19 protein-coding genes and 1 tRNA gene are annotated in these 22,510 nt (G+C 26.3%); 12 read left to right on the forward strand and 8 right to left on the reverse strand.

Going from position 1 to position 22,510, the window contains the following annotated elements; all coding sequences use genetic code 11:
- The first annotated feature begins 1 nt into the window (after nucleotide 1).
- Genes ACZ5CK_RS03020 through ACZ5CK_RS03050 form a run of 7 tightly spaced genes read left to right on the forward strand, consistent with a single transcriptional unit; the run spans nucleotide 2 to nucleotide 5,459 of the window.
- Nucleotides 2–886: a radical SAM protein gene (locus ACZ5CK_RS03020; protein WP_464582432.1), complete on the forward strand. Its 885-nt coding sequence runs from the start codon at nucleotides 2–4 to the stop codon at nucleotides 884–886.
- Nucleotides 887–899: 13 nt separating this feature from the next.
- Nucleotides 900–2,228 carry an electron transport complex subunit RsxC gene (gene rsxC, locus ACZ5CK_RS03025; protein WP_464582433.1) on the forward strand — a complete coding sequence of 443 codons (1,329 nt, stop codon included), beginning with the start codon at nucleotides 900–902 and terminating at the stop codon, nucleotides 2,226–2,228.
- Nucleotides 2,225–3,208 (forward strand): RnfABCDGE type electron transport complex subunit D, encoded by a 984-nt coding sequence (locus ACZ5CK_RS03030; protein ID WP_464582434.1) that lies wholly within the window; start codon nucleotides 2,225–2,227, stop codon nucleotides 3,206–3,208. Before rsxC ends, ACZ5CK_RS03030 begins: the two co-directional genes overlap by 4 nt.
- A complete protein-coding gene (locus tag ACZ5CK_RS03035; RefSeq protein WP_464582435.1) occupies nucleotides 3,205–3,909 on the forward strand; it encodes an RnfABCDGE type electron transport complex subunit G in 705 nt (234 codons plus the stop codon). Before ACZ5CK_RS03030 ends, ACZ5CK_RS03035 begins: the two co-directional genes overlap by 4 nt.
- On the forward strand, nucleotides 3,909–4,526 hold the full coding sequence (gene rsxE, locus ACZ5CK_RS03040) for an electron transport complex subunit RsxE (RefSeq protein WP_464582436.1): 618 nt from the start codon (nucleotides 3,909–3,911) through the stop codon (nucleotides 4,524–4,526). Before ACZ5CK_RS03035 ends, rsxE begins: the two co-directional genes overlap by 1 nt.
- Nucleotides 4,523–5,098 carry an electron transport complex subunit RsxA gene (gene rsxA, locus ACZ5CK_RS03045; RefSeq protein ID WP_464582437.1) on the forward strand — a complete coding sequence of 192 codons (576 nt, stop codon included), beginning with the start codon at nucleotides 4,523–4,525 and terminating at the stop codon, nucleotides 5,096–5,098. The genes rsxE and rsxA overlap by 4 nt, the downstream gene beginning before the upstream one ends.
- A gap of 13 nt (nucleotides 5,099–5,111) precedes the next feature.
- Nucleotides 5,112–5,459, forward strand: coding sequence for an RnfABCDGE type electron transport complex subunit B (locus ACZ5CK_RS03050; protein WP_464582438.1), 348 nt, complete (start codon nucleotides 5,112–5,114; stop codon nucleotides 5,457–5,459).
- A gap of 12 nt (nucleotides 5,460–5,471) precedes the next feature.
- On the opposite strand, the gene ACZ5CK_RS03055 is transcribed toward ACZ5CK_RS03050, so the two are convergent.
- From ACZ5CK_RS03055 to ACZ5CK_RS03080, 6 genes are all read right to left on the reverse strand, one after another.
- Nucleotides 5,472–7,148: a ligand-binding sensor domain-containing protein gene (locus tag ACZ5CK_RS03055; protein ID WP_464582439.1), complete on the reverse strand. Its 1,677-nt coding sequence runs from the start codon at nucleotides 7,146–7,148 to the stop codon at nucleotides 5,472–5,474.
- 196 nt (nucleotides 7,149–7,344) lie between these two features.
- Nucleotides 7,345–9,714, reverse strand: a complete 2,370-nt coding sequence (locus ACZ5CK_RS03060) for an efflux RND transporter permease subunit (RefSeq protein WP_464582440.1) — start codon at nucleotides 9,712–9,714, stop codon at nucleotides 7,345–7,347.
- Nucleotides 9,715–9,718: 4 nt separating this feature from the next.
- Nucleotides 9,719–10,144, reverse strand: a complete 426-nt coding sequence (locus tag ACZ5CK_RS03065; RefSeq protein WP_464582441.1) for a hypothetical protein — start codon at nucleotides 10,142–10,144, stop codon at nucleotides 9,719–9,721.
- A complete protein-coding gene (locus ACZ5CK_RS03070) occupies nucleotides 10,144–10,839 on the reverse strand; it encodes a hypothetical protein (protein WP_464582442.1) in 696 nt (231 codons plus the stop codon). Before ACZ5CK_RS03070 ends, ACZ5CK_RS03065 begins: the two co-directional genes overlap by 1 nt.
- A gap of 1 nt (nucleotide 10,840) precedes the next feature.
- The gene (locus ACZ5CK_RS03075; RefSeq protein WP_464582443.1) at nucleotides 10,841–12,088 is read right to left on the reverse strand and encodes a S41 family peptidase; all 1,248 of its coding nucleotides are present in this window, start codon (nucleotides 12,086–12,088) and stop codon (nucleotides 10,841–10,843) included.
- Between the two features lie 34 nt (nucleotides 12,089–12,122).
- Entirely contained in the window at nucleotides 12,123–13,778 is a 1,656-nt protein-coding gene (locus ACZ5CK_RS03080) for a uridine kinase family protein (protein WP_464582444.1), read from the reverse strand.
- Between the two features lie 103 nt (nucleotides 13,779–13,881).
- On the opposite strand from ACZ5CK_RS03080, the gene ACZ5CK_RS03085 reads away from it, so the two are divergent.
- Together ACZ5CK_RS03085 and ACZ5CK_RS03090 are read left to right on the forward strand one after the other, a co-directional pair.
- A tRNA-Gln gene (locus ACZ5CK_RS03085) sits at nucleotides 13,882–13,956 on the forward strand.
- Nucleotides 13,957–14,066: 110 nt separating this feature from the next.
- Complete coding sequence (locus ACZ5CK_RS03090) at nucleotides 14,067–14,939, forward strand: LysR family transcriptional regulator (RefSeq protein WP_464582445.1); 873 nt, start codon at nucleotides 14,067–14,069, stop codon at nucleotides 14,937–14,939.
- A gap of 264 nt (nucleotides 14,940–15,203) precedes the next feature.
- Here ACZ5CK_RS03090 and ACZ5CK_RS03095 read toward each other — a convergent pair whose 3' ends face one another.
- Nucleotides 15,204–16,100 carry a 3-hydroxyacyl-CoA dehydrogenase gene (locus ACZ5CK_RS03095; RefSeq protein ID WP_464582446.1) on the reverse strand — a complete coding sequence of 299 codons (897 nt, stop codon included), beginning with the start codon at nucleotides 16,098–16,100 and terminating at the stop codon, nucleotides 15,204–15,206.
- Between the two features lie 196 nt (nucleotides 16,101–16,296).
- The gene (gene pulA / locus ACZ5CK_RS03100) at nucleotides 16,297–18,891 is read right to left on the reverse strand and encodes a type I pullulanase (protein WP_464582447.1); all 2,595 of its coding nucleotides are present in this window, start codon (nucleotides 18,889–18,891) and stop codon (nucleotides 16,297–16,299) included.
- 256 nt (nucleotides 18,892–19,147) lie between these two features.
- Here pulA and ACZ5CK_RS03105 point away from each other — a divergent pair, with 256 nt between their 5' ends.
- The 3 genes from ACZ5CK_RS03105 to ACZ5CK_RS03115 are packed head-to-tail and all read left to right on the forward strand — an operon-like array spanning nucleotide 19,148 to nucleotide 22,222.
- On the forward strand, nucleotides 19,148–20,500 hold the full coding sequence (locus ACZ5CK_RS03105) for an MFS transporter (protein ID WP_464582448.1): 1,353 nt from the start codon (nucleotides 19,148–19,150) through the stop codon (nucleotides 20,498–20,500).
- Nucleotides 20,484–21,056 (forward strand): CYTH domain-containing protein, encoded by a 573-nt coding sequence (locus tag ACZ5CK_RS03110; protein ID WP_464582449.1) that lies wholly within the window; start codon nucleotides 20,484–20,486, stop codon nucleotides 21,054–21,056. Before ACZ5CK_RS03105 ends, ACZ5CK_RS03110 begins: the two co-directional genes overlap by 17 nt.
- Nucleotides 21,044–22,222, forward strand: coding sequence for a vWA domain-containing protein (locus ACZ5CK_RS03115; RefSeq protein WP_464582450.1), 1,179 nt, complete (start codon nucleotides 21,044–21,046; stop codon nucleotides 22,220–22,222). Before ACZ5CK_RS03110 ends, ACZ5CK_RS03115 begins: the two co-directional genes overlap by 13 nt.
- Nucleotides 22,223–22,510: the final 288 nt, after the last annotated feature.

Here is a 22,510-nt window from a genome sequence, read left to right on the forward strand (position 1 = left end):
TATGAAATTAAAGTTATCTTATGCTACAGCAATAGCCTTAGGCTTAAAAAAAGGAAAGTTGAAGTTTGATATGCCAACTGCATATTTAATGTTAGGTGAAAAATGTATATTTAATTGTAGTTTTTGTGCTCAAGCAAGGGAGGCAAAAAGCGATAAAGATTATTTATCTAGAATAAAATGGCCTGAATATTCATTAAATGAATTTATTGAATCTATAAATACTAATAATCCTTTTAAAAGGATCTGTATTCAAGTTGTAAATTCTTATAATTATTTTGAAGAATTAAAAAATTTTTTAAATGAAATAAAAAATATTGAGGTATTAAAAGCGGTATCTTTAAGACCAAAAGATATTGAAGAAGTGAACGAAATATTTAAATATAATATAGATAATTTGGGGATTTCCATCGATGTAGCAAGTGAGAAATTATATTCCGAAATTAGAGGGGGGAGTTTTAACTCTCTCTTTAATATTTTAATTGAAGCATCAAAAAAGTATCCTAAAAAGATAACGACACATATAATAGTTGGTTTAGGTGAAAATGATGAAGAATTAATAAAATTAATGTTGAAAATGAAAAAATATGATATATTAGTTTCTCTTTTCTCTTTTACACCAGTAAAAGGAACTAAATTAGAAAATAGAAAACCTCCTTCAATAGAAAGATATAGAAAGATTCAATTTGCAAGGGAAATTATAGAAAAATATGATGTAAATATTGAAGATTTTAAGTTTTATGAAGGTAAACTAATAAAATTACCAGACGTAAATATTAATATTGAAGAAGCTATAAAAACCAGTGGATGTAGCTATTGTACAAGACCATATTATAATGAAAAACCAAATAAAGTATTATATAATATACCACAAATCAGAAAATCATGAAAGGAGGAAGGAAATGTCTCTATTGACTTTTAAGGGTGGAGTGCATCCACCTGAAAAAAAGGAGTTGGCAGAACATAAAGAAATAAAAGTTTTGCCATTACCAGAAAAGGTATACATCTATACTACTAACCACATAGGGGCTCCAGCAAAAGTTTTGGTAGAACCTGGTCAGAAAGTAAAGACTGGGCAAAAAATCGGAGAAGCAAATGGTTTTATATCCGCAAATATTCATTCTTCTGTGACTGGTGAGGTAGTAGAAATTACTAAAATGACTAATGCTGCAACTGGAACAAAGAATGACGTTATTGTTATTCAAAGAACTGGAGAAGATGAATGGGATTTAATACCAAATCATGGTGATTTTTCAAAAAAGTCTCCTAAAGAGATAGTAGAAATTGTTAAAGAAGCTGGAATTGTAGGGTTAGGCGGAGCTATGTTCCCTTCACATGTGAAAATGAGTATTCCTGAAGGTAAGAAGGCAGAATATTTGATTATCAATGCAGCAGAATGTGAACCTTACATAACAATAGACCATAGAATGATGTTAGAAAGATCAAAAGAAATAGTTAAAGGTATTAAAATTATTATGCATGCAACAGGTGTAAAAAAAGCATATATAGGCATAGAAAGCAATAAGCCTGATGCAATAGAAAAAATGAAAGAAGCAGTATCAGGAGAATCAATTGAAGTAAAAGTATTAAAAACAAAGTATCCACAAGGTGCAGAAAAACAATTAATTTATGCAATTACTAAGAGAGAAGTTCCATCAGGTGGATTACCATTAGATGTAGGAGCAATAGTTTTTAATGTTTCTACAACTTATGCAATTTATGAAGCCGTAGAAAAAGGAAAACCTTTAGTGGAAAGAGGTATTACATTAACGGGTGAAGGTGTAAAAAAACCTGGAAACTTTATATATAGAATAGGAACATTAGCTAAAGACTTATTAGAACATGTAGGATTAGTAGAGGAAGAAAAAATAGATAGAATACTGTATGGTGGTCCAATGATGGGAATTCCATTACCTAATATTGAATTACCAACATTTAAAGGCAACAATGCTTTAACTGTAATGACAAAGGAAGTAGCCCCTAAAAAAGAGCTTTTTCCATGTATCAGATGTTCTAAATGTGTTCAGGTATGTCCAATAAATTTAATGCCATATTTATTAAAAATGCAAGTTGAAAAAAGAGAATATGATAAAGCTCTTGAATATGGATTAATGGACTGTATAGAATGTGGATCATGTTCATATGCATGTCCTGCTGGAATAGAATTAGTAAAAACATTTAAAACGGGTAAAAAGGTAGCAAGAGCTTTAAAAGGGAGGGCAAAAAAATGAAGTTGAATGTTGCAGCGGCACCACATTTAAGATCAAAAGATAGTGTTAGAGCTGTGATGGTAGATGTATTAATAGCCCTCATACCATCAGTTATTGTGTCAACATGGGTATTTGGATTAAGGGCATTGTGGATAATGCTATATACCATGGTTTTAGCAGAAGGTATGGAATTATTTATAATGAAAGTTTTAAGAAAACAAAAGAATTTCAAACCAGATTTTAGCGCATCAGTTACAGGTTTATTATTGGCAATGAACCTTTCGTTAGCAGTTAATTGGTGGCAAATATTAATAGGAGTTTTTGCTGCTATTGTTTTAGGAAAAAATGTATATGGCGGATTAGGAAAAAATATATTTAATCCAGCATTAGTAGGTAGGGTATTTATGTTAATTTCTTTTCCAGTTGCTATGACAACATGGTATAGACCATTTTATTATAAATTTGATACAATAACTACAGCAACTCCTTTAGCAATATTAAAGGAAAAAGGGTTATCTGCATTATCAAATTGGCCAGATTATACCATAAATTTAAAAACATTATTTGTTGGTACAATTCCAGGTTCTATAGGAGAAGTAAGTGCATTGGCTTTAATAATTGGCTTTATATATTTGGTTATTAGAGGAAGAATAAAAATATGGATACCTATTACATACATATCAACGGTGTTTATTATTGCATCTATTTTTTATTTATCAAATCCTGATAAATATGCATCACCATGGTTTCACATATTAAGTGGTGGAATAATGCTTGGAGCATTATTCATGGCAACAGATATGGTTACTAGTCCTATGACTGTAAAAGGGCATGTTATTTTTGGTATAGGATTAGGAATTATTACAATGACAATTAGATTATTTGGTGCTTATCCTGAAGGAGTATCATTTTCAATATTAATAATGAATTCTCTTGTTCCATTGATTGATATTTACGCTAAACCACGTATTTTCGGCACAACAAGAGGTGGTAAAAAATGAAAAATTATATGAAAACTGGTTTTATTTTAATGTTGTTTGTAGTTATTTCAGGACTCATAGTTTCATGGGTATATGTTTCAACAAAACCAGCTATTGATAATGCAGAATTACAAGCTAAGTTAAAAGCAATAAAGAAGGTTTTACAAAATTCTAGAGGTGAAGGGTTGCTAATTAGTGATAACAAGATACCAAAAACATCTCAAGAATTAGATTCTGCAATATGGGATTCAAATGATAGTGGGGTTTTATATTCAAAAGGAAAAGCGAAAGTATATTCTCCAGCATATAAATATATTAATGATAAGGGGCAAGAAATTTATATATTAACAGTTTCAAGTGTAGGGTTTGGTGGAGAAGTAATTTCTGTAGTTTCTTTTGTGAAAGACAAAAAAATATATTTTAATAATTTGGAAGTAATTTCTTATTCACAAGAAACTCCAGGTTTAGGTGCAAATATTTCTGAAGAAAAAGTTAAAGAAAGATTTTATCCGATTTCTTATGAAGGATTAATAAAAGGTGTAAAAGTGAATAAGGATGCTGGAGTTATATTGAATACTCCAGATAAAATTAAAAAAGGAAAAGAAGAGGGAATAGTTCAAACAAGTGATATAATGACAGGAGCTACAATTACTCCAAGGGCTGTTGCGAATTCTATTAATATAGGATTTGAATACCTCAAATCCAAAGGGGTGATTCAATAATGGCTAATATAAAAAATTTCAAAGCTGGAATAATTCAACAAAATCCAACATTTGTTCAAGTTTTAGGTATGTGTCCAACACTTGCAACGACTACAAATGCGGAAAATGCTTTAGGTATGGGATTAGCCACATTGTCAGTTTTAATTTTATCAAATATTGTGGTTTCTATAATAAAAAAATGGGTTCCTAAAAATATTAGAATACCTATTTATATAGTTGTAATTGCTTCATTTGTTACAATGGTTGATTTATTAATGCATGGGTATACATATGATTTATGGAAAACATTAGGATTATTTATACCTTTAATAGTTGTTAACTGTATTATTTTAGGTCGTGCCGAATCATTTGCATCAAAAAATGGTATTTTAGATTCTATATATGATGCATTGGGAATGGGTTTAGGTTTTACAGGTTCTTTAGTTTTGTTGGGATCTGTTAGAGAATTATTAGGTAATGGAACTATATTTGGATTACCTATTTGGGGAGATGCAATGAAATTATATGTTATGATTCTTCCACCAGGAGCATTCATAGTTTTAGGAATGCTATTAGCAATGTTCAATACTATTGGAATACATAATAGAAACAAAGCAAAGGCTGGTGAAAAGAAATGAGATTATTTTTTATATTTCTTTCAGCGATATTAGTAAATAATTTTGTTTTATCTAAGTTTTTAGGGATATGTCCATTTTTAGGAGTATCTAAAAAGATAAGTTCTGCTTCAGGCATGTCGATGGCAGTTATATTTGTAATGGTTTTATCTAGTGTAATAACATGGTTTTTGAATTTAATATTAGTTAAAATGGGATTAGAATTTTTAACTACAATAGTATTTATTTTGGTAATTGCGACATTAGTTCAATTTATAGAATTTTATATTAAAAAGGTATCTCCTAATTTATATGAATCATTAGGGATTTATTTACCTTTAATTACTACAAATTGTGCCATTTTAGGGTTGGCATTAATAAATGTGATGAACAATTATACATTAGTAGAAACAATAATAAATTCATTAGGAGCAGGTTTTGGATTTGGAATGGCATTGATAATATTCTCTGCTATTAGAGAAAGAATGGATTATTATGATATTCCTGAACCATTTAAAGGAACTGCTATAGCATTGATTACTGCAGGATTGTTATCAATGGCTTTTATGGGATTTTCTGGTCTCATAAAATTATAAGGGAGGAATTGTAATGTCTATTATTATAAATGCAGTTATATTACTTGCTATATTAGGATTTTTTGCTGGTGCATTTTTAGCTTTTGCTGAAAAAAAGTTTGAAGTAAAAGAAGATGTTAGAGTCATATTTGCTGAAAATTTGTTGCCTGGTATTAATTGTGGTGCTTGTGGATATCCAGGATGCTCTGGATTTGCAAAGGCTTTTGTTAAAGGAGAAGTAAAACCTGATGGATGTCTTCCGGGGAAAAGGCAAGGGGTACCAGATAGATTAGCAAAATTATCAAAAATGTCAGATGAAGAATTAAATAAAATTTGGGAAGAAATAGGAGAAAATCCAGAAAAAATAAAAGAAAAATTTTAAAATTGGAGGGGATTATATCCCCTCCAATTTTCTTATTATAGTATCTTTTAATTTTACATCATCAGGATTTTTTAATATATAATTTAACCAATTTAATAGGATATATATTTTATTTTTTTTCAAAAGAGATGTTAAAATATTAATATCAGATTCTTGATGATATTTTAGAACTTTTATATATAAAGAAATAATTTCATCAAAGAATTTATTAGCCTGATTTACAGAATATTTATGTTCAATAAATTTCGTAATATAATATTTTTTTAATTCATATATGTCTAAATTTTCGAAGAAATTAATATAGTTTATAGGTAGTTCGATTTTGATAATAGAATCTCCATTAGAAATATTTAAAAATATATTTCCCTTTAAATCAGAAATATATCTTTTTATTAAAGCAATATTATACATTTTAAAATTAGATTTATCAATGAAAATATCTTTATTCAACATTAAAAGATAATCATTGAATATATTGTCATGGTCTATAATTTTTATTTCTAAAATATCATTTGAAAAATTAAATGAATAAGTTAGTATCCCTTCGTTTTTTTCTGATATTATTAAATGTGATAATTCATATAAAAGGCCAAATAGTTTTTCTTCATCGGAAAATATATAGGTATTATTAACATTAATACTTTTCTTTAATATAATATTTTTTTTACTTATAATAGAGGATAAATAATAAGAAAGAGAGTTATATAGTTTTTTAATGTCGATAAATTTTAAAAAATTATTATTTGATTCATATAAATATATATTTTTAAACTTATTTATGATTCTATTTATTTCATCAATTTCATTAAGAATATTCTCTTTATTTATTGAGTTTGTAGAAGTTAAATAAAATAAATTTTGTAACGGATTATTAATAGAAAAAATTAAGTCATTTAAAAGAGTGTCATTTTTATCTTTTATTTCATCAATTTCATTTTTTATTAGAATAATCTCATTATCTTTTTCTTTTATTTCTTCAATATATTTAGAAATCTTGTTTTTTAGGATCTTTCCGTATGGAGACTTTAATTCCAGGTTTTCAATATTTTTAAATTCAGTAGTTAATAATCTCATATCTTGAAGATTGATGCTATTTATTTTTATTAATGAGAATAAAATAAGTATAAATAAAATACCATTAATTAAAACGAAAAATAAAATATATCTGTTAAATATAGATTTTGAAATTTCTCCGGAATAAAAAATATAATAGTTGATATCTTGATAAGAAAATTTTTTATAATGAATTAATAAGCGTTTATAGGTATTTGGATAAAATTCATTTTTATATTGTATAATAATATTTTTAATAAGAAAAGTACGTATAAAATTAGTATAATCAATTATTGAAAAGTAATATGTATATTGGGTATCATCTATTTCTATAGATTTTTGAAAAAAAGTTTTTGTATTGACATCAGATGTGCTTGCAAAATCTGAATATATAATATCAGATTTTTTATAAATTGCTAATTTTATAGGTTTAAATGTAAATGTATGATTTTTAATATAACTATATATACTTTTTTCTATATTGTATTCTAAATTGATAATTTCTTCTTTTAAAAACTTTTCGTTTATTTTTATTTCATTGGAAATAATATCATGCTTTAATGAATATATAAAGATAAAGAATGTTGCTATCATAGATAAAAATACTGAGATTAATAATACGAAATATTTTCTCATAAAACACCTCTTTATTATTTTTATTATATTATACCATAAAAAAAAACGGATCCTTAGGATCCGCTAAATGTCTATCCATCTATTTCAGGGGGGGATAGGGGGATTTTCTTTTTACAACAATAGTATACAAAAATAAATGTTACTTTTCAATACTTATATATTAATTGTGAATTTTCAAACGTAACAAAACCTGGAGTTATGTAAAATTCTTTTTTTTCAAAGAAGGTATTAATAATACAGTCATAATCCATACTATTGAAATACCTAAAACCATAGTTAAACTGAATTGTTTAAGCAATTTTCCTCTTGAAAGTTGGAAGGTTATAAAAGATGATATTGTTGTTAAAAAAGATAATGATGTTGCTTTTAATGTATGCCAGTAATGAACCTTATCTTCGTCAATAGCATGGAAAATATGAATATAGCCATCAACACCAATACCAAATATTAAGGGGAGTGAAATAATTGTTAAGAATGTTGCTTTAATATCAAAAAGGTAAATAATACCAAATGTAATTAAATTTGTAAAAATTAAACCTATTATAGCAATTAAAGTTTCTTTTATAGATTTTCTTGAAAAATAAGTTAAAATACCTATTACAAATACAGAGAATAAAATAACATTATAAAATCTGTTTTCAATAAGATACATTAATTCATATAATGCTTTTTTATTGCCTAAAAATCTTCCAATATATTTTTTTAATGAATCAAAAAAATATTTCATTCCATTATTTGTATTTAAATCTATAGATGGAGTAACATAAACAATAAAATAGTCTTTTCCATTTTTATTTATCAAAATATTTTTTCTAAAACTATCAGGAATTAATTCTGTTATTCCAAGAATGAAATCTTTTTCATTTTTAGATTTAGCAGCTAAATCAATAATTTTTAAAGTTTCTGAGTAAATATTGTATTTTTTTAACACAGCAACAGAAAAAGGGTCATTTACCAATTGTGAAATCTCTTGAGTTTTGAGTTTGAGTTTTTCAAAGTCTCCTAATTGTTTTTTTAATATATCTAAATAACTTTCAACTTTTGAAACATATGGAGATTTTTTTAAATCATTTATTATTTTTTGCGAGTCTTCATCAATACCGATAATAAATTGCATTTCATTAAATAATGATGTTCCAAAATGGTTAGCAATATCATTAAATACTATACTACTTTCAGAATTAGTTGGAGCCAATCCTGGTGGTGTATAAGAAAAATTAGAAAAGTTTATTAAACCAAAAATTGAAAAAGAAATAATTAATAATGTGATAAAAGATAATAATAATTTTCGATGTTTTGGAATCCATATACTGAATTTTTGAAACCAAATGTTTATCTTGTTTTCTTTATAAGTTTTTAAAATTATGTTTCTAAAAGGATAAAAAATTATAGGGGTTATAAATACCATTATTAAAGCAAAGACAAATAAACCTATGCTACTAATTATAGCCATTTGAGTAAAAGCTGGTAACTTCATTAGTATTAAAGCTAAAAAGACAAATACCGTGGTTAAAACACCATACATTACAGGTATTAAAACTGTTTCATATGTAATTGCTAAAGCTTCAATATAATTTTTTCTTTCTTTGAATTCTGTTATTAGACGACTTGTAATATGAATTCCATAATCAATACCAAGTCCGAGAGTTATAGCGGCAACAAAAGAGGTTAATATATTAAATTCCTTAAAAATAATTGTAGCTAATCCCAAAGAAATTCCAGTAGCTACTATTAAACTTAAAAAAACTATAAAAGTAGCTATTAAATTTCCAAATGTAAAATAGAAAATAATAATAATTAATAATATCGACAAATATGTTGTGATAGAAAAATCAAAAGATACCGTTTTATTGGCTTCGTAAGAATAAATATAAGCTCCAGTCAACCCAGTTTTTATCGAATAGTCATGATCTATTGTATTTAAAACATTTTTTACTTTTGGAATTATATAGTCTACAAAATTCAAATCAGACGTTGGTTTTTTAAAAGTTATACCCATAACCATGATTTTTTTATCAGGAGATAAAGTATAATACCCCAGCAAGGGATCAGATTCTTTCGAGTTTTGAAAACTATTGTCTAATTTATTCAAAAGAGATATAGTATCGTTTATATACTCAAAAGATTTAAAGTCATATGGGTTAACATTTGAAAATGCATTAAAAGTTTTTTTAACGTTTTTCATTAAATTATCTATTAATTTTGAATTTGATATATTTAGGAAACCATAAGAAAGCAATAAAGAAACATCAGTTTTTGCTAGGTCTTTAAATTCTGGTAGAGTTTTCATTCTATCATAAAAATCTAGGGCTAATTTTTTATAATCAGTATCATCATTTAGATAAAAAGCAGTAATCATCACCTCAGATTCTGATTGTTGTTTTAACTCATTTTTATAAGACATAACAATTGGATCATCATCAGGAAGCAATTGTAAAAGATCGGAATTTATTTTTAAATTTTTTAAATTATACATTATAGCTACAGAAAAAATAAAAAATAAAATTAATATCCATTTATAATTTTTTGTTAGAAATTCTGATATAAGTAAGTATCTCTTTTTCATTTTTTCATCTCCATAATATTATATAAAAAATTAAATCTAGTATTGTTCCGATAATTAATGCAGTCAAATTTTTTTCACTAAAATCTTTATACCCTTTTAATAATTCTATCCAAATAAATGGAATTACTAAAAAAAATTTAAAAAAAGAAAAAAAACCAATAAGTAGTAATGGAGATAAAGAAAGTATATAATATGGGAAAATTACTCTAAATTTTTCTATAGGGTGAAAAAAAGATCTTATAATATTAGATAAGAAAATAAAAAATAATAAGAATATACTTTTTATAAAAAAAGTATACAATGTTAGGTTTCTAAAAAAAGGGGAAAACCAAAAATAAAATAATATAATAAAACCTATAAATATAGTATCATATTTAACCCTTGAAATTTTTGTTGGAGTAAAAATAATTTTAAATATGTTATAAAACATCAATGTATGCCTCCAGTGTAAACTTTCATATCATATATTACATTAATACCTAATTCGGTAAATACGTTTAATAAAGGTTTGACGCCAGGATTTTCTATAATATTATAATCTAAAATAATACCATTTTCGTTTTTTAATTTTTCAAGAATCTCCGTTTTAAATGAATAAGGTTTATAATTTTCTTTATCTAAAACAAAATATTTGAGTTTCAAAAAGCTTAATTCTTCTAAAGTTAGTTTAGATAAATCAGTTACTGCAATTGTTGGATAATTAATTAAAGTAAAATTTTTAGAATATGCAATATTCTTATTTAGTTGTAGTCCGTAAAAAGTTAATTTTTCTTTATACTCTTTTAATGATGAATCAAAAGATTTTAAAGTTGTTTTTAATTCATCATATATATCATTATTAACAACTGCAATAAAAACATGATTATTTGAAAAATCAATCTTTATTTTACCAATGAAAACCCCTAAATCATCAATAACAAAAAATATTCTAGAAAGATTCTTTGATTTGTTTACCATATCGATTATATCATTTTTTATATTATTATGATAATTTAAAACAACATAAGTAGGGATAGGCTCCCTAATTATTACCTGTTTATCAATATTTCCAAATAAAAAGTATACAGTTACACTTAATAAAAGAATGGTAATAGAAAAGACTATTACCATTCCATATATCCTCAATTTATTTTCCTCCCATTTTCAAAACTTCAATGGCCTTTAAAAGTTGCGTGTCATTATTTAAATCAATGACAGCTTCGTATGTAGTGGTGTTTTTAGCTTCCATTTGTTCAACATTTTTAACTTCTTTTTTAGGATTATCAATTTCAATATCAGGCTTAATTCCTTTCAAATGAATATCTTTTCCTGAGGGTGTAAAATAATGTCCAATAGGTAACCACACTTCTCCACCATTGTCTAATGGTATAGGTCTCTGAACAGCAGCTTTACCATATGTGGTTTTTCCAATAACTGTTGCAATTTTATTATCTTTTAAAGCTCCAGTTAATATTTCAGATGCTGATGCAGAAGATTTATTTACTAATAATACAATTGGTAATTTATCTAGAAAATCGAAATGCTCATATGTTTTAGGTTTAATAACCTCTTGAGAACCATCAAAATATCTTACAGTAACGATAGTTTTATCTTTAATAAACATACTTGCAATATCTATAGCAACATTTAGGAAACCACCAGGATTATTTCTTAAATCTAAAATTATTCCATTAACATTATCTTTTTCAACAGCTTTTAAAGCTCTTTGCATTTCTGAAGCACTTTTTTCACCAAAATTAGTCAATTTAATATATCCAATTTTGAAGTTATCACTTTCAAAAACTTTATATTTAGCAGTAACAGTTTCAATTTTTTCTCTAACTAAAGTAATTTTTTTTGGTTCATCCCAACCATCTCTAAATACTTCTATTTGAACTTTAGTTCCAGGTTTTCCTCTCATCATATTTATAGCGCCAATGTATCCAGTTTGAGAAACTGGTGAGCCATCAACACTAATAATTAAATCATCTGCTTGCAAACCAGCCTCATATGCAGGAGTTCCGATCATTGGACTAACTATTCTAATGGCATTGAGTTTAGAATCATAACTTACAAGAATTCCTAAACCACCATATTCTCCCGATTCTTCAATTTTACTTTCAGTTACTTGTTGAGAATCTAAATACCATGCAAAAGGATCATTTAATCCATCAACTAACCCCTTCAATGTTGAATCTAAAACCTTATCGTAATCAACTTTATCTTTTTCATAATAAATGTTATTAATATAATAAAGCAGCGTATAAATAGGATTTTGAAACTTATCCAAATATAACTTTTCAACATCTTTCTGATTATTTGTATTTGCCCATAATAATACAAAAGAAGTTGTAATTAATAATATTACTATAAAGCTCTTAAATCTTTTATTCAAAAAAATCTCTCCCTTCCTAACAGTATTATTTTTATTAATATTTAAATGTACTTCTACCTATAAATTCTCTAATAATAGATTTTCTTGGTATTTCTTCGAGTTCTGTGATAGGTAAAAAATAATCAAGAAATTTTAATAATCTTTTTGCTTCCGAATATTCAGGATTACTATTATCGACAGACAATAGTAAAGGTTCAGCAAAAATCTTCAAAACAGATAATTCATAAATTAAGTTAGAATTAAACATAATATCCGCTTCTTCTTGGAAAGGGAATATATTTCTATCTTCACCTCTTCTAACACTTGGCCACATTTTTAAAGTAGCAAGAGCGGAATGCCCTCTAAATTTAAAGTCTCTAACTATTCTTCTTATTAAGCGCGTATCTGTAGTAGTAATTCTATTCATGGCATCTAAGTTCATTTGTGTTAAAGCACTTACGTATATTTTATATTTATAATCTCTTGGAATACTAGCAGTCAGTATTTCGTTTAATCCATGTATTCCCTCAATAATAAGTATTTGATCGGAATTCATTCTTATTTTTTTTCCGCTAGGTAGACTTTTTCCGTGTACAAAATCAAATTTTGGAAGTTCAACCTCTTCACCTTTTAATAATTTTTGTAAATGTCTATTAAATAAATCTAAATCTAAAGCATATATTGACTCAAAATCATAATTTCCATTTTCATCTTTCGGCGTTTTTTCTCTGTCAACGAAATAATCATCTAAAGAAATAGGTATTGGTTTAAGACCGTTTACTTTTAATTGTAAAGACAATCTTTTTGCAGATGTAGTTTTTCCAGAGGATGATGGCCCTGCGATTAATACAATTTTTACATTTTTTCTTTTAATGATATTATCAGCAATTTGAGCATATTTTTTTTCATGAAGTGCTTCAGAAACTCTTATTAATTCAATAACTTCATTAGGCCCTTTTGTAATTAATTCATTTAATTCGCCAACCGTACTAACCTCCAATATTTTTAACCATTCTTTATATTCATTAAAAGTAAAAGATAATTTTGAATAATGTTTGTATTCTGGGATTTTATCTGGTGATTTTGGTGTGGGGTGAATTATTACAAATCCATTATCTATAGCTACAAGATCGAATAAATTTGTATAGCCTGTGGAAGGAGGCATATAACCATAAAAATAGTTGAAATACTTATCGCATATGTAAATATTAACTTTATCCTTTTTTCTATATTTAAATAAGTCAGATTTATCTTTTAAATCAACATTTTCAAAAATTTTCATTGCTCTAAATTTACTTATAGTTGTTTTCTCAAAAGGTAAATCCTTTTCTACATATTCTATCATTTTCTGTTTTAAAATTTCAAGTTTTTTTTGTGAAGGTTTTCCACTCCTGAGTTCACAATATAATCCACTCCCTATAGCATGATGAACATAAAGTTTATCTTCAGGAAATAAATCTTTTAAAGACATATATAAAAGAAATAAAACACCTCTTTGATAAATTCTAAATCCATCAAGAGTTGAAGTATCTAATAATTCAATTGTTCCTGAATCTTCTATAGGTTTCATTAATTCTTTAATATTATTATTATGTTTAACAGCTAAAATTTTTAAGGAATGTTTTTTCTGAATATCTTTTATAATTTCAAGATAAGTTGTTCCTTTATTAGCATAAATGATTTCATTATTAATCTTTAATTCATATCTCATAAATATTCCTCCTTTATTTATTTTTTTGTAATAATCTTATTCATAATCAGAAACAATGAGGTATTGACAAATGAAAAAAATATGATATAATAGATACTGTGATTGGGGCGTGGCCAAGCGGTAAGGCGGCGGATTTTGGCTCCGTTATTCGGTGGTTCGAATCCATCCGCCCCAGCCAGAGCCGGCGAAAGCCGGCTTTTTGTTTATGCAAAGTAGGGAAATGCTCAAACTTTTTAACAACGTATAATTATATCATAAAATAAATTATTTTTGTAGTGGAGATGTAAAATGGATCTTTTACAATTGAAATATTTTAGGGAATTAGCCTATTGTCAACATATGACTGAGGTCTCAGAGAAATTACATATTTCTCAACCTGCATTGAGTATAACAATATCCAAGCTTGAAGAAGAGCTTGGAGTTAAATTATTTGACAGAGTAGGTAGAAAGATAATTTTAAATGAATATGGTAAAATATTTCTTTCTCATATAGATAAAATATTTAATGAATTGGAATGTGCAATGGAAGAAATTAATAAATATAAAGGGATAAAAAATAAAAAAATTATATTGGCTACAACGGGGACAACTTTTCTTGCGGACTTTATAATTACTTTTTTAGAAAGATATCCAGATTTAAACATAAAACAATTTATAATTGATAATAGTGAGGCAATAAGACTTCTTGAAAAAGGAGAAATAGATTTTGCAATTACATATCCACCAATAAAGTTAGCTCATATCGAAAGCAAAGTTTTAATTGAAGACGAAATTTTAGTAGCTGTTCCACTAAATCATAATTTATCTAAAAGAGATTTTATTAGTCTTAAAGATTTAGAAAATGAGAATTTTATAAATCTGGTAGAACATTACGGTTTTAGAAAAATAGTAGATAAAATATACCATGAAGCTAATTTTAATCCTAATATAATACTTGAAGGTGAAATTTCTTTGGTAGAAAAGGCTTTAAATGCTGGTCTAGGGATAGTAATAGTTTCTCGGAAATTTGTTGAACAATATCCGGATTTTCCAGCTAAAACATTAAAGTTAATAGAGCCATATTTTAAATGGGAAATAGCAATATCTTGGCTCAAAGAGAGGCATATGAATGAAGTATTAAAACAATTTAAAGACTATGCTCTTCGATATTATAAAAAATAAGTTCCTTTTGGGAACCTACAGTTTGTAGACAAAGCACAAAATAAAATAATCAAAATAATATTTGCTCATCCAATGAAAATTCTTATTCCTCAAAAATACAAGGTTTTACAAAAAATATTTTAAGTTTTTTCTAACCAAAATATTTATATTAAAAGTTTTTTATTTTCCCAAAGCGAATGTTTCTGGGATTTTCAAGTATTCGCTCATATTATTTTCTCATATTTTATTTTGTTAACAGTTTGAAATAAGTTCCCTTTTGGGAACTTATTTCAAGAAATCTGTTTTTTGATATTCTGGATTAGGATATTTGTAGAATCCTTCACCAGTACTTACTCCAAGTTTGTTTTTATCAATAAAATTCTTCTTAATCTTTTCAGCTCTGCTTAAGATTTTTTTATCATTTAATTTTTCTCCACGCATTTTAATAATATTATATAAAGTATTCATTCCAATCAAATCAATTATTCCAAATGGGCCGAATTTTGATCCTGTACTAATCATCCATGTTTTGTCAATATCTTTGTAATCAGCCACGCCATCAAAATATAATGTCTCAGCTGCGTGTAATAAAGGTACTAACAATGAATTTAATACATAACCACTTTGTTCCTTTTTTATTGGAATAGGTATCATACCTATATCTTTTGCAAAGTTAACAACAATTTCAAATATTTCAGGCGATGTTTCTTCATGTCCCATAACTTCTCCAATATTAGCCTCCCAAACCGGATTTGCAAAATGAAGCGCAAGAAATTTTTCGGGCCTTCCTGTATATTTTGCTAATTGTGAAGGTAACATCGTTGATGAATTAGTTGTGAAAATGGTTTTTTCAGGAGCTAATTTTGAAAGTTTTTCATATATTTCCTTTTTTATTTCAAATACTTCAGGGACGGATTCGCTTATTAAATCAGCATTTTTAATTGCTTCTTCAAGGTTTGTAGTATATTGTATATTTGAAAATGTTTTATCAATATCTTTTTCTGTAGCATTTTTATAGTTTTTAAAATATTCACTAAATCCTTTATGAAATTTTTTTGATTTTTCTAAAGATTCTTCGCTAATATCATATATAATAACATTAAAACCCTTAAAAGCTGTTTGCCATGCTATTTGTGATCCTAAAACACCTCCGCCCAAAACAGTAACGTTCTTTATTCTCATAATACCCCTCCTCAATATATATAATTGTAATGTTAGAATATTAGAAAATTCTAAAATTCTAACATTACAATTATATTACTGAGAGAGTGAAAAATCTAATACAAAAATATTTATAAGCTTATAAATACCAGTATATATAAAAATCCCTCATAAAACTATGAGGGATTTTAGTTAATAATAAAGTATTTGAATAATTTTATTGTTGATACAAAACATAGGCACTTAATGGTTCTAAAACAACATTCTTTTCGGTAGTTTTTATTATTTTTGTTCCAGCAATTTTATCATTTACAACAATATTCCATTCACCATCAGGCAAATTAAAAATAACTTTTGAAGAATTTGCATTATATATTACAAGTATATTTTTCCACGAATCATTATTTGCATTTTCTTTAATAATAAAAGCAACCATTCTTTTTTTAGGAGCTTCTAGAAATTCTAAATGAGATTTTATCATGTCGGCATTTGTCATTCTAAATGCAGGATGGGATTTTCTTAATTCAATTAATCCTTTATAATATTCAAAAATATCATAATATTTCTCTTTTCTAGACCAGTCAAAAACATTAGGAGTTTCTTTGTTATACGGATTATCATTTCCCATTTTTGTTCTTGCAAAATCAACACCACCATGTAAAAATGCGATTCCTTGAGAGGTTAAAATAATAGCATTTGAAAATTTCTGAGCTTTCTTTAATTTTTCTTCGATGTTTTGAGGTATTTTATCTTCCCATGGTTTATAGCCTAAAGCTAAAGCATTTTTATCCCATAAAGTATGATTATCATGATTTGAAACATAATTTATAGTTTCTTCTGGATCACTTGCCCAGAGTCTTATTCTTGAATTATATTCAATAGAACCAACAACACCTTTTTTTATTTTTGTTTCTTTCCCTAAAGATCCTAATCCAAATCCTTTTATTTTAACATTAAAAACACTACCTCTAATTGCATTTCTGAAATCATCATTAAACATAGCAATATGCATATTTTTTTGATCGCCTTTTCCAAATAATAATTTTCCTCCGCCAGTCCATGGTTCACCATATAATAATATTGAAGGATCTATTTTATGAAGTTCTTTACTGACCAATTCCATCGTTTTTTTATCTATCAAACCCATTAAATCAAATCTAAAACCATCAACATGATATTCTTTTGCCCAATATTTTACAGAATTCAGTATAAATTTTCTTACCATAGGTCTTTCTGTAGCGATTTCATTACCAACACCTGAGCCGTTTGTATAATGTCCAGTATCATCAGTTCTATAATAATAATAAGGTACTGTTTGATCAAAAGCAGATCCTTCACCCACAACAGCAGTGTGATTATATACAACATCAAGGATAACTCTAATACCATTTTCATGGAATTTTTTTATCATTTCCTTTACTTCTTTGATTCTTGAATTTGGATCAAAAGGATTAATGGAATAAAAGCCATCAGGCACATTATATAATTTCGGATCATATCCCCATCCATATTGTTCTTTGAATTTTGTTTCGTCTATAAAATAAATATCTTGAATAGGCATGATATGAACATGGGTAATTCCTAATTCTTTTAAATGGGAAAGTCCTGTTTTTACTCCATTAGGACTTGTGGTATTTTCTTGAACTAAACCAAGATATTTCCCTCTATATTTTTCATCAACACCAGAATTTTTATTTATGGTAAAATCTTTAACGTGTATTTCGTAAATGATTGCATCTTCAGGATTAATAAAAGGTGGTTTTATATCATTATTCCAATTTTCCGGATTTGTATCTTTTAAATCGATGATAGCGGATTTTTCAGAATTAACAGAAACAGCTATAGAATAAGGATCAACAGTTTCTCTATATTTTCCATATGATAAAAATTTGTATTTATAGAACCAACCTTTTAAATCACCTTTAATAGTTGTACTCCATACGCCGTTTTGAGATTTTTTCATTTTTATAGTCTTATCGGGTTTTTTAGATAAATAATTTTTGTATAATAATACTTCAGCAGTTTTTGAAACAGGGGACCATACTTTAAATGTGGTATAATCTTTTTTATAAGTAATTCCTAAGTCATCTCCATTATAATAAAAATCATTTAAAATGTTTCTCATAATAGCGGTATTTTCCACGTATCCAGAAATACTAATTTTTACTATTTTATCAACATCTTTAAAAGGTTTATTTAGTATAATTTTAATTTTAGTTGTTTTTGAAATATCAGTAGGATCCAGTTTTTCGACGTTTTTAATTTCTAATTTTTTACTTTCAGCAAAAACGTTAATTTTCCCTTTCCAATTTTTAGTATCAAAAGGAGTTGTTAAACTTACCTTTATTTCTGTAGGAGAGTCCATAATAGCACTTAGAATTCTTGGGCTTATATCAATGTTATTAGGATCTATATAAGGTTCTTCAACGCTTGTAATTATCCAAATTTCTGCAATTCCGTTTTTGGGAATTTTTACAAATCTATCCTTTGATACATCTTTTGCTTGCCATTCATTCAGTCTCACAATATAACCTAATTCAGTATATTTCTCGTTAAATTTAATAATAGAATAGGGGCCAAAATCATCTTTTCCAGTGAATTGATATGCATGACCATCTAATGATTGCGGTTTATGCGGCCATACCCACAAATTCCATCCTTCATATTTGTTATCAAAACGATGATAATGTAAAATTAATACTGTTTTTGCTCCAAAATCCTTAGCGCTTTTTCCAGTGCCATAAGATGGAAATGTTGCAAAGAAAGTAGAAATAATTAATAAAAATAAAATAAGTAAGTTTTTTCTCTTCATAAAATCCCTCCTAAAAGAATTTGTTATACCATAAATACATTATATCAATTTACATAATAAATAAAAATAATAAAATTGGTTATTATAATAAACTAAATAAGATTATTTAAAATTAAATTTATTTAAGTTAATTATATTATAATATATTTCTAAATATATATAAAATGAATTAAAGTTATACTTCGGAAATAAAATATTGCACTACTTTAAAAATAGTATGATATAATCAAGTATACAATGTCAAGGTGGTGTTGCCATGGAGAAGTTGAGTGGAACATTGAAGCTTTCAATTTTTGAAGGAATGTTTTTTAATGCTTTTTTTGTAGCAACACAGACTTTTATAATAATTTCTATCGCATTATATTTTAATGCAAATCCATTTCAAATATCTATAGTTTCATCATTTCCTGTATTTTCGCAGATGTTTCAAATCTTTACTCCATTCTGGTATAAATTATTAAAAGGTAGAAAGAAAAGTTTAATAGCAGTAGCTATTATAGGAAGAGGAGCTTTAATTCTATTGCCTTTAGCCGTTTTGTTTGATTATAAGAACTCATGGGTGTTTGTCTTTATAATGATTATATATTCATTATTTGGAACTTTTATTAGTAATATATGGACCTCTGCAATGAGGGAATTAGTCCCATTTGAAAAAAGAGGAAAGTATTTTGGTTTAAGAAATGTTTTTGCTTCTGCGATAGGGATATTGGTAACATATATTTATGGTAAACTTTTAGATTTTCCGAATAAAAAGATGGGAATATTAGTTGTTACAACATTAGTAGCTATATTTTCTATTACTACAATTATTCTTTTTATATTTCATAATATTCCAGAAATTAAAGAAGAATCTGCAAAAATAAATTTAAAAAAACCACTTTATGATAAAAGGTTTCAAAGTTTTTTAATTTTTGTAGCTATTTGGACTTTTGCTATAGAGTTAACAAGACCGTATTTTTCTTATTTTCAATTAGCTGTTTTAGGAGTAAAAACAACTTTTTTAGGAAATATATCCGTATTTTCTGGGTTAATAACTCTTGTATTATATCCATTTTATGGAAAGTTAAGCGATAAGTATGGGAATAAAAATATTTTAATGATAGGAATTTCATTAGCTACTATAGCTCCTTTATTATATTTTGTAATGACTGATTATAACTATCATAGTTTGATATTATTAGATGGTATATTTTCAGCATTTGCATGGTCGGCAATAAATCTTACTTTTTTTAATTTGCTTTTAGAAACGGTTGCAGAACCTGCAGAAAATTATATAGGTGCTTATGCGTTTATTTCCGGATTAACAGCTATAGTTGCTTCAACCTTAGGTGGTTTTTTTGGTAATATATTAAAAGATAAAACATTTTATATATTGGGGGATAAATATCATGGAATACAATTTTTAATATTAATGGGTTTTTTATTAAGAATATATTCTTTGCTTCATTTAACAAGTGTTGAAGCATATGAAAAGCCAATAAGGTATAAAAGTTGGTTATTATCAAATCCTTCATTATTTAAAAGAAGGGAAGTACATTTACCTATATATCTAAAAATATTGAAACCTAAGAAAAGAAAATTGGAGGATAAATATGTCAATAGAGATTGAAAGAAAATATATTATTGATGAAACTGAAGCTAATAAATTAAAAGGAAGATCTATCAAAAAAATAGGAATAATACAATGGTATTTAAGATCAGAAGAAAATGAAATAGAAAGAATAAGACTACAATTAATTAGAAAAAATGGTGAAATAATAGAAAAATGGAATTATGCATATAAAGCCAATACAGATATTCCACATGTAAAAATTGAGAATGAAAAAGATTATTTTATAGAAAATATTACTGAATTATTCAATAAGAAAATGGTAGTAAAAATTAGGCACGTAATTAAGGAAAATCCAGAAATTGTTTTAGATGAATTTATTGAATTCGAATATTTGCATTATAATATAAATGAAAGATATCTTTTAGAAATAGAAATGAAAGATATAAAAAAGTACAATACTGAAGATTTTTTAAATGAATTAAAAAGAGAAAATATAAAAATTATGAAGGATGTAACTGAAGATTATAAATATTATAATAATAATATAGCAATGAAATCAGTGAAAGCCTTAGGGTTAAAAGAGATTTTAGAGGTGCTAAAATGGAAAATATAATAGAAAAAGCATGGATAGAATTAGGAAAAGAGAGTGTATTTTATAATTATCTAAAAATGTATTTTGATAATATTCCTACAGAGAATGTAAGAACTATAAAACTTACGATATCAAAATCTGGAAGATTTAAAATATTGTATAATCCAAGAAGATTAAGATCAAAGGGAGAGATATTTTCAAAAGCGATATTAAAGCATGAGATATTTCATATAATACATGGACATATTTTTATTAAGCCAAAAGATAAAATAGATAAAGCAATTTGGAATTTAGCAATGGATGTGGCGGTTAATCAACAAATTAAGGAGTTGGATGCTTTTTCAGTTCCTTTAGATACTATATTAGATGAAGGTTGTGGAACAGATAATGAAAATTTTTTTGTTGGACCTCCTATGAACTATATAAATAAAACAACAGAGGAATATTATAAATGGATATTAGAATTTTTTGAAAAATCAAATAAAGCAGATCTAGAATTAATTGAAGAAAATAGAATAGATTCACATGAAGATTTTGGAAATTTTGAAATGATGGAGGAAATTGTAACAGATCTTGTAAGTGAGGTTATAAGTGAAACATATGAAAAATCAAAAGGAGATATTCCATCTGGATTAGAAGTGCCTATTGCATTACTGATTTCTAAATCAAAGAGAAATTGGAAAGATATAATTAGAAGATTTTTTGGCAACTCTACAGTTATAGAAAAATATAGAACTCCATTAAGACCAAATAGAAGATATGAAAATCAACCAGGCTGGAGAAGCTTATTTGGACCAGAAATAGCAGTAGTGATTGATACTAGTGGTTCGATAATAGAAGAAGAATATTCTGATTTTTTTTCAGAAATAGAAAAAATTTCTAAAATATATGATTCAAGAATATATCTTATTCAAATTGATAATAATATACAAAATATTTTAAGATATGGAAGTGGTGATTGGAAGAATATTGAAATCAAAGGAAAAGGAGATACTGACTTAGATCCTGCAATTTCATATATAGAAGAAAATATTAGACCTGAAGGCATAATAATATTTACTGATGGATATGTGGATTTACCTATTGTTAAAAGAAGAGTGTTATTTGTTTTGACAAAGAATCACAATGTCGAATTCAAAAGAGATGTTGAAGAATATTATGGTACAAATTCCATAATTGTATTGTGATTTCTTAACAAACACCCAAAACCGTGTATTATATCGTAACAAAATAATAAAACTATTTTTGTATAAAACGAGTAAAATATATAGCGTAAAAAGAATTTTCTTTATAATGAAATGATTAAATACTTTAATAAAAAGGGTTTAACATAGATCGAAATTATATATATTGTAAAAAACCACTGAAGAATCGAAAATATATCAATTAACACTGTTGTAACTTCACAAAAAAAACACAACATTTTAATTGAAAATTAAAGTGGCCTGAGGTAAAATACACTTGGTATTTTTTAA

The organism is Marinitoga okinawensis (assembly GCF_055387075.1).

What these genes read in the sequence shown, in the direction of transcription:
- ACZ5CK_RS03115 (WP_464582450.1), top strand. Translation starts at nt 21,044, where the DNA reads ATGGAAAATATAATAGAAAAAGCATGGATAGAATTAGGAAAAGAGAGT.
- ACZ5CK_RS03020 (WP_464582432.1), top strand. Translation starts at nt 2, where the DNA reads ATGAAATTAAAGTTATCTTATGCTACAGCAATAGCCTTAGGCTTAAAA.
- ACZ5CK_RS03090 (WP_464582445.1), top strand. Translation starts at nt 14,067, where the DNA reads ATGGATCTTTTACAATTGAAATATTTTAGGGAATTAGCCTATTGTCAA.
- pulA (WP_464582447.1), bottom strand. Translation starts at nt 18,891, where the DNA reads ATGAAGAGAAAAAACTTACTTATTTTATTTTTATTAATTATTTCTACT.
- ACZ5CK_RS03055 (WP_464582439.1), bottom strand. Translation starts at nt 7,148, where the DNA reads ATGAGAAAATATTTCGTATTATTAATCTCAGTATTTTTATCTATGATA.
- rsxC (WP_464582433.1), top strand. Translation starts at nt 900, where the DNA reads ATGTCTCTATTGACTTTTAAGGGTGGAGTGCATCCACCTGAAAAAAAG.
- ACZ5CK_RS03080 (WP_464582444.1), bottom strand. Translation starts at nt 13,778, where the DNA reads ATGAGATATGAATTAAAGATTAATAATGAAATCATTTATGCTAATAAA.
- ACZ5CK_RS03110 (WP_464582449.1), top strand. Translation starts at nt 20,484, where the DNA reads ATGTCAATAGAGATTGAAAGAAAATATATTATTGATGAAACTGAAGCT.
- rsxA (WP_464582437.1), top strand. Translation starts at nt 4,523, where the DNA reads ATGAGATTATTTTTTATATTTCTTTCAGCGATATTAGTAAATAATTTT.
- ACZ5CK_RS03065 (WP_464582441.1), bottom strand. Translation starts at nt 10,144, where the DNA reads ATGTTTTATAACATATTTAAAATTATTTTTACTCCAACAAAAATTTCA.
- ACZ5CK_RS03030 (WP_464582434.1), top strand. Translation starts at nt 2,225, where the DNA reads ATGAAGTTGAATGTTGCAGCGGCACCACATTTAAGATCAAAAGATAGT.
- ACZ5CK_RS03060 (WP_464582440.1), bottom strand. Translation starts at nt 9,714, where the DNA reads ATGAAAAAGAGATACTTACTTATATCAGAATTTCTAACAAAAAATTAT.
- rsxE (WP_464582436.1), top strand. Translation starts at nt 3,909, where the DNA reads ATGGCTAATATAAAAAATTTCAAAGCTGGAATAATTCAACAAAATCCA.
- ACZ5CK_RS03050 (WP_464582438.1), top strand. Translation starts at nt 5,112, where the DNA reads ATGTCTATTATTATAAATGCAGTTATATTACTTGCTATATTAGGATTT.
- ACZ5CK_RS03105 (WP_464582448.1), top strand. Translation starts at nt 19,148, where the DNA reads ATGGAGAAGTTGAGTGGAACATTGAAGCTTTCAATTTTTGAAGGAATG.
- ACZ5CK_RS03035 (WP_464582435.1), top strand. Translation starts at nt 3,205, where the DNA reads ATGAAAAATTATATGAAAACTGGTTTTATTTTAATGTTGTTTGTAGTT.
- ACZ5CK_RS03095 (WP_464582446.1), bottom strand. Translation starts at nt 16,100, where the DNA reads ATGAGAATAAAGAACGTTACTGTTTTGGGCGGAGGTGTTTTAGGATCA.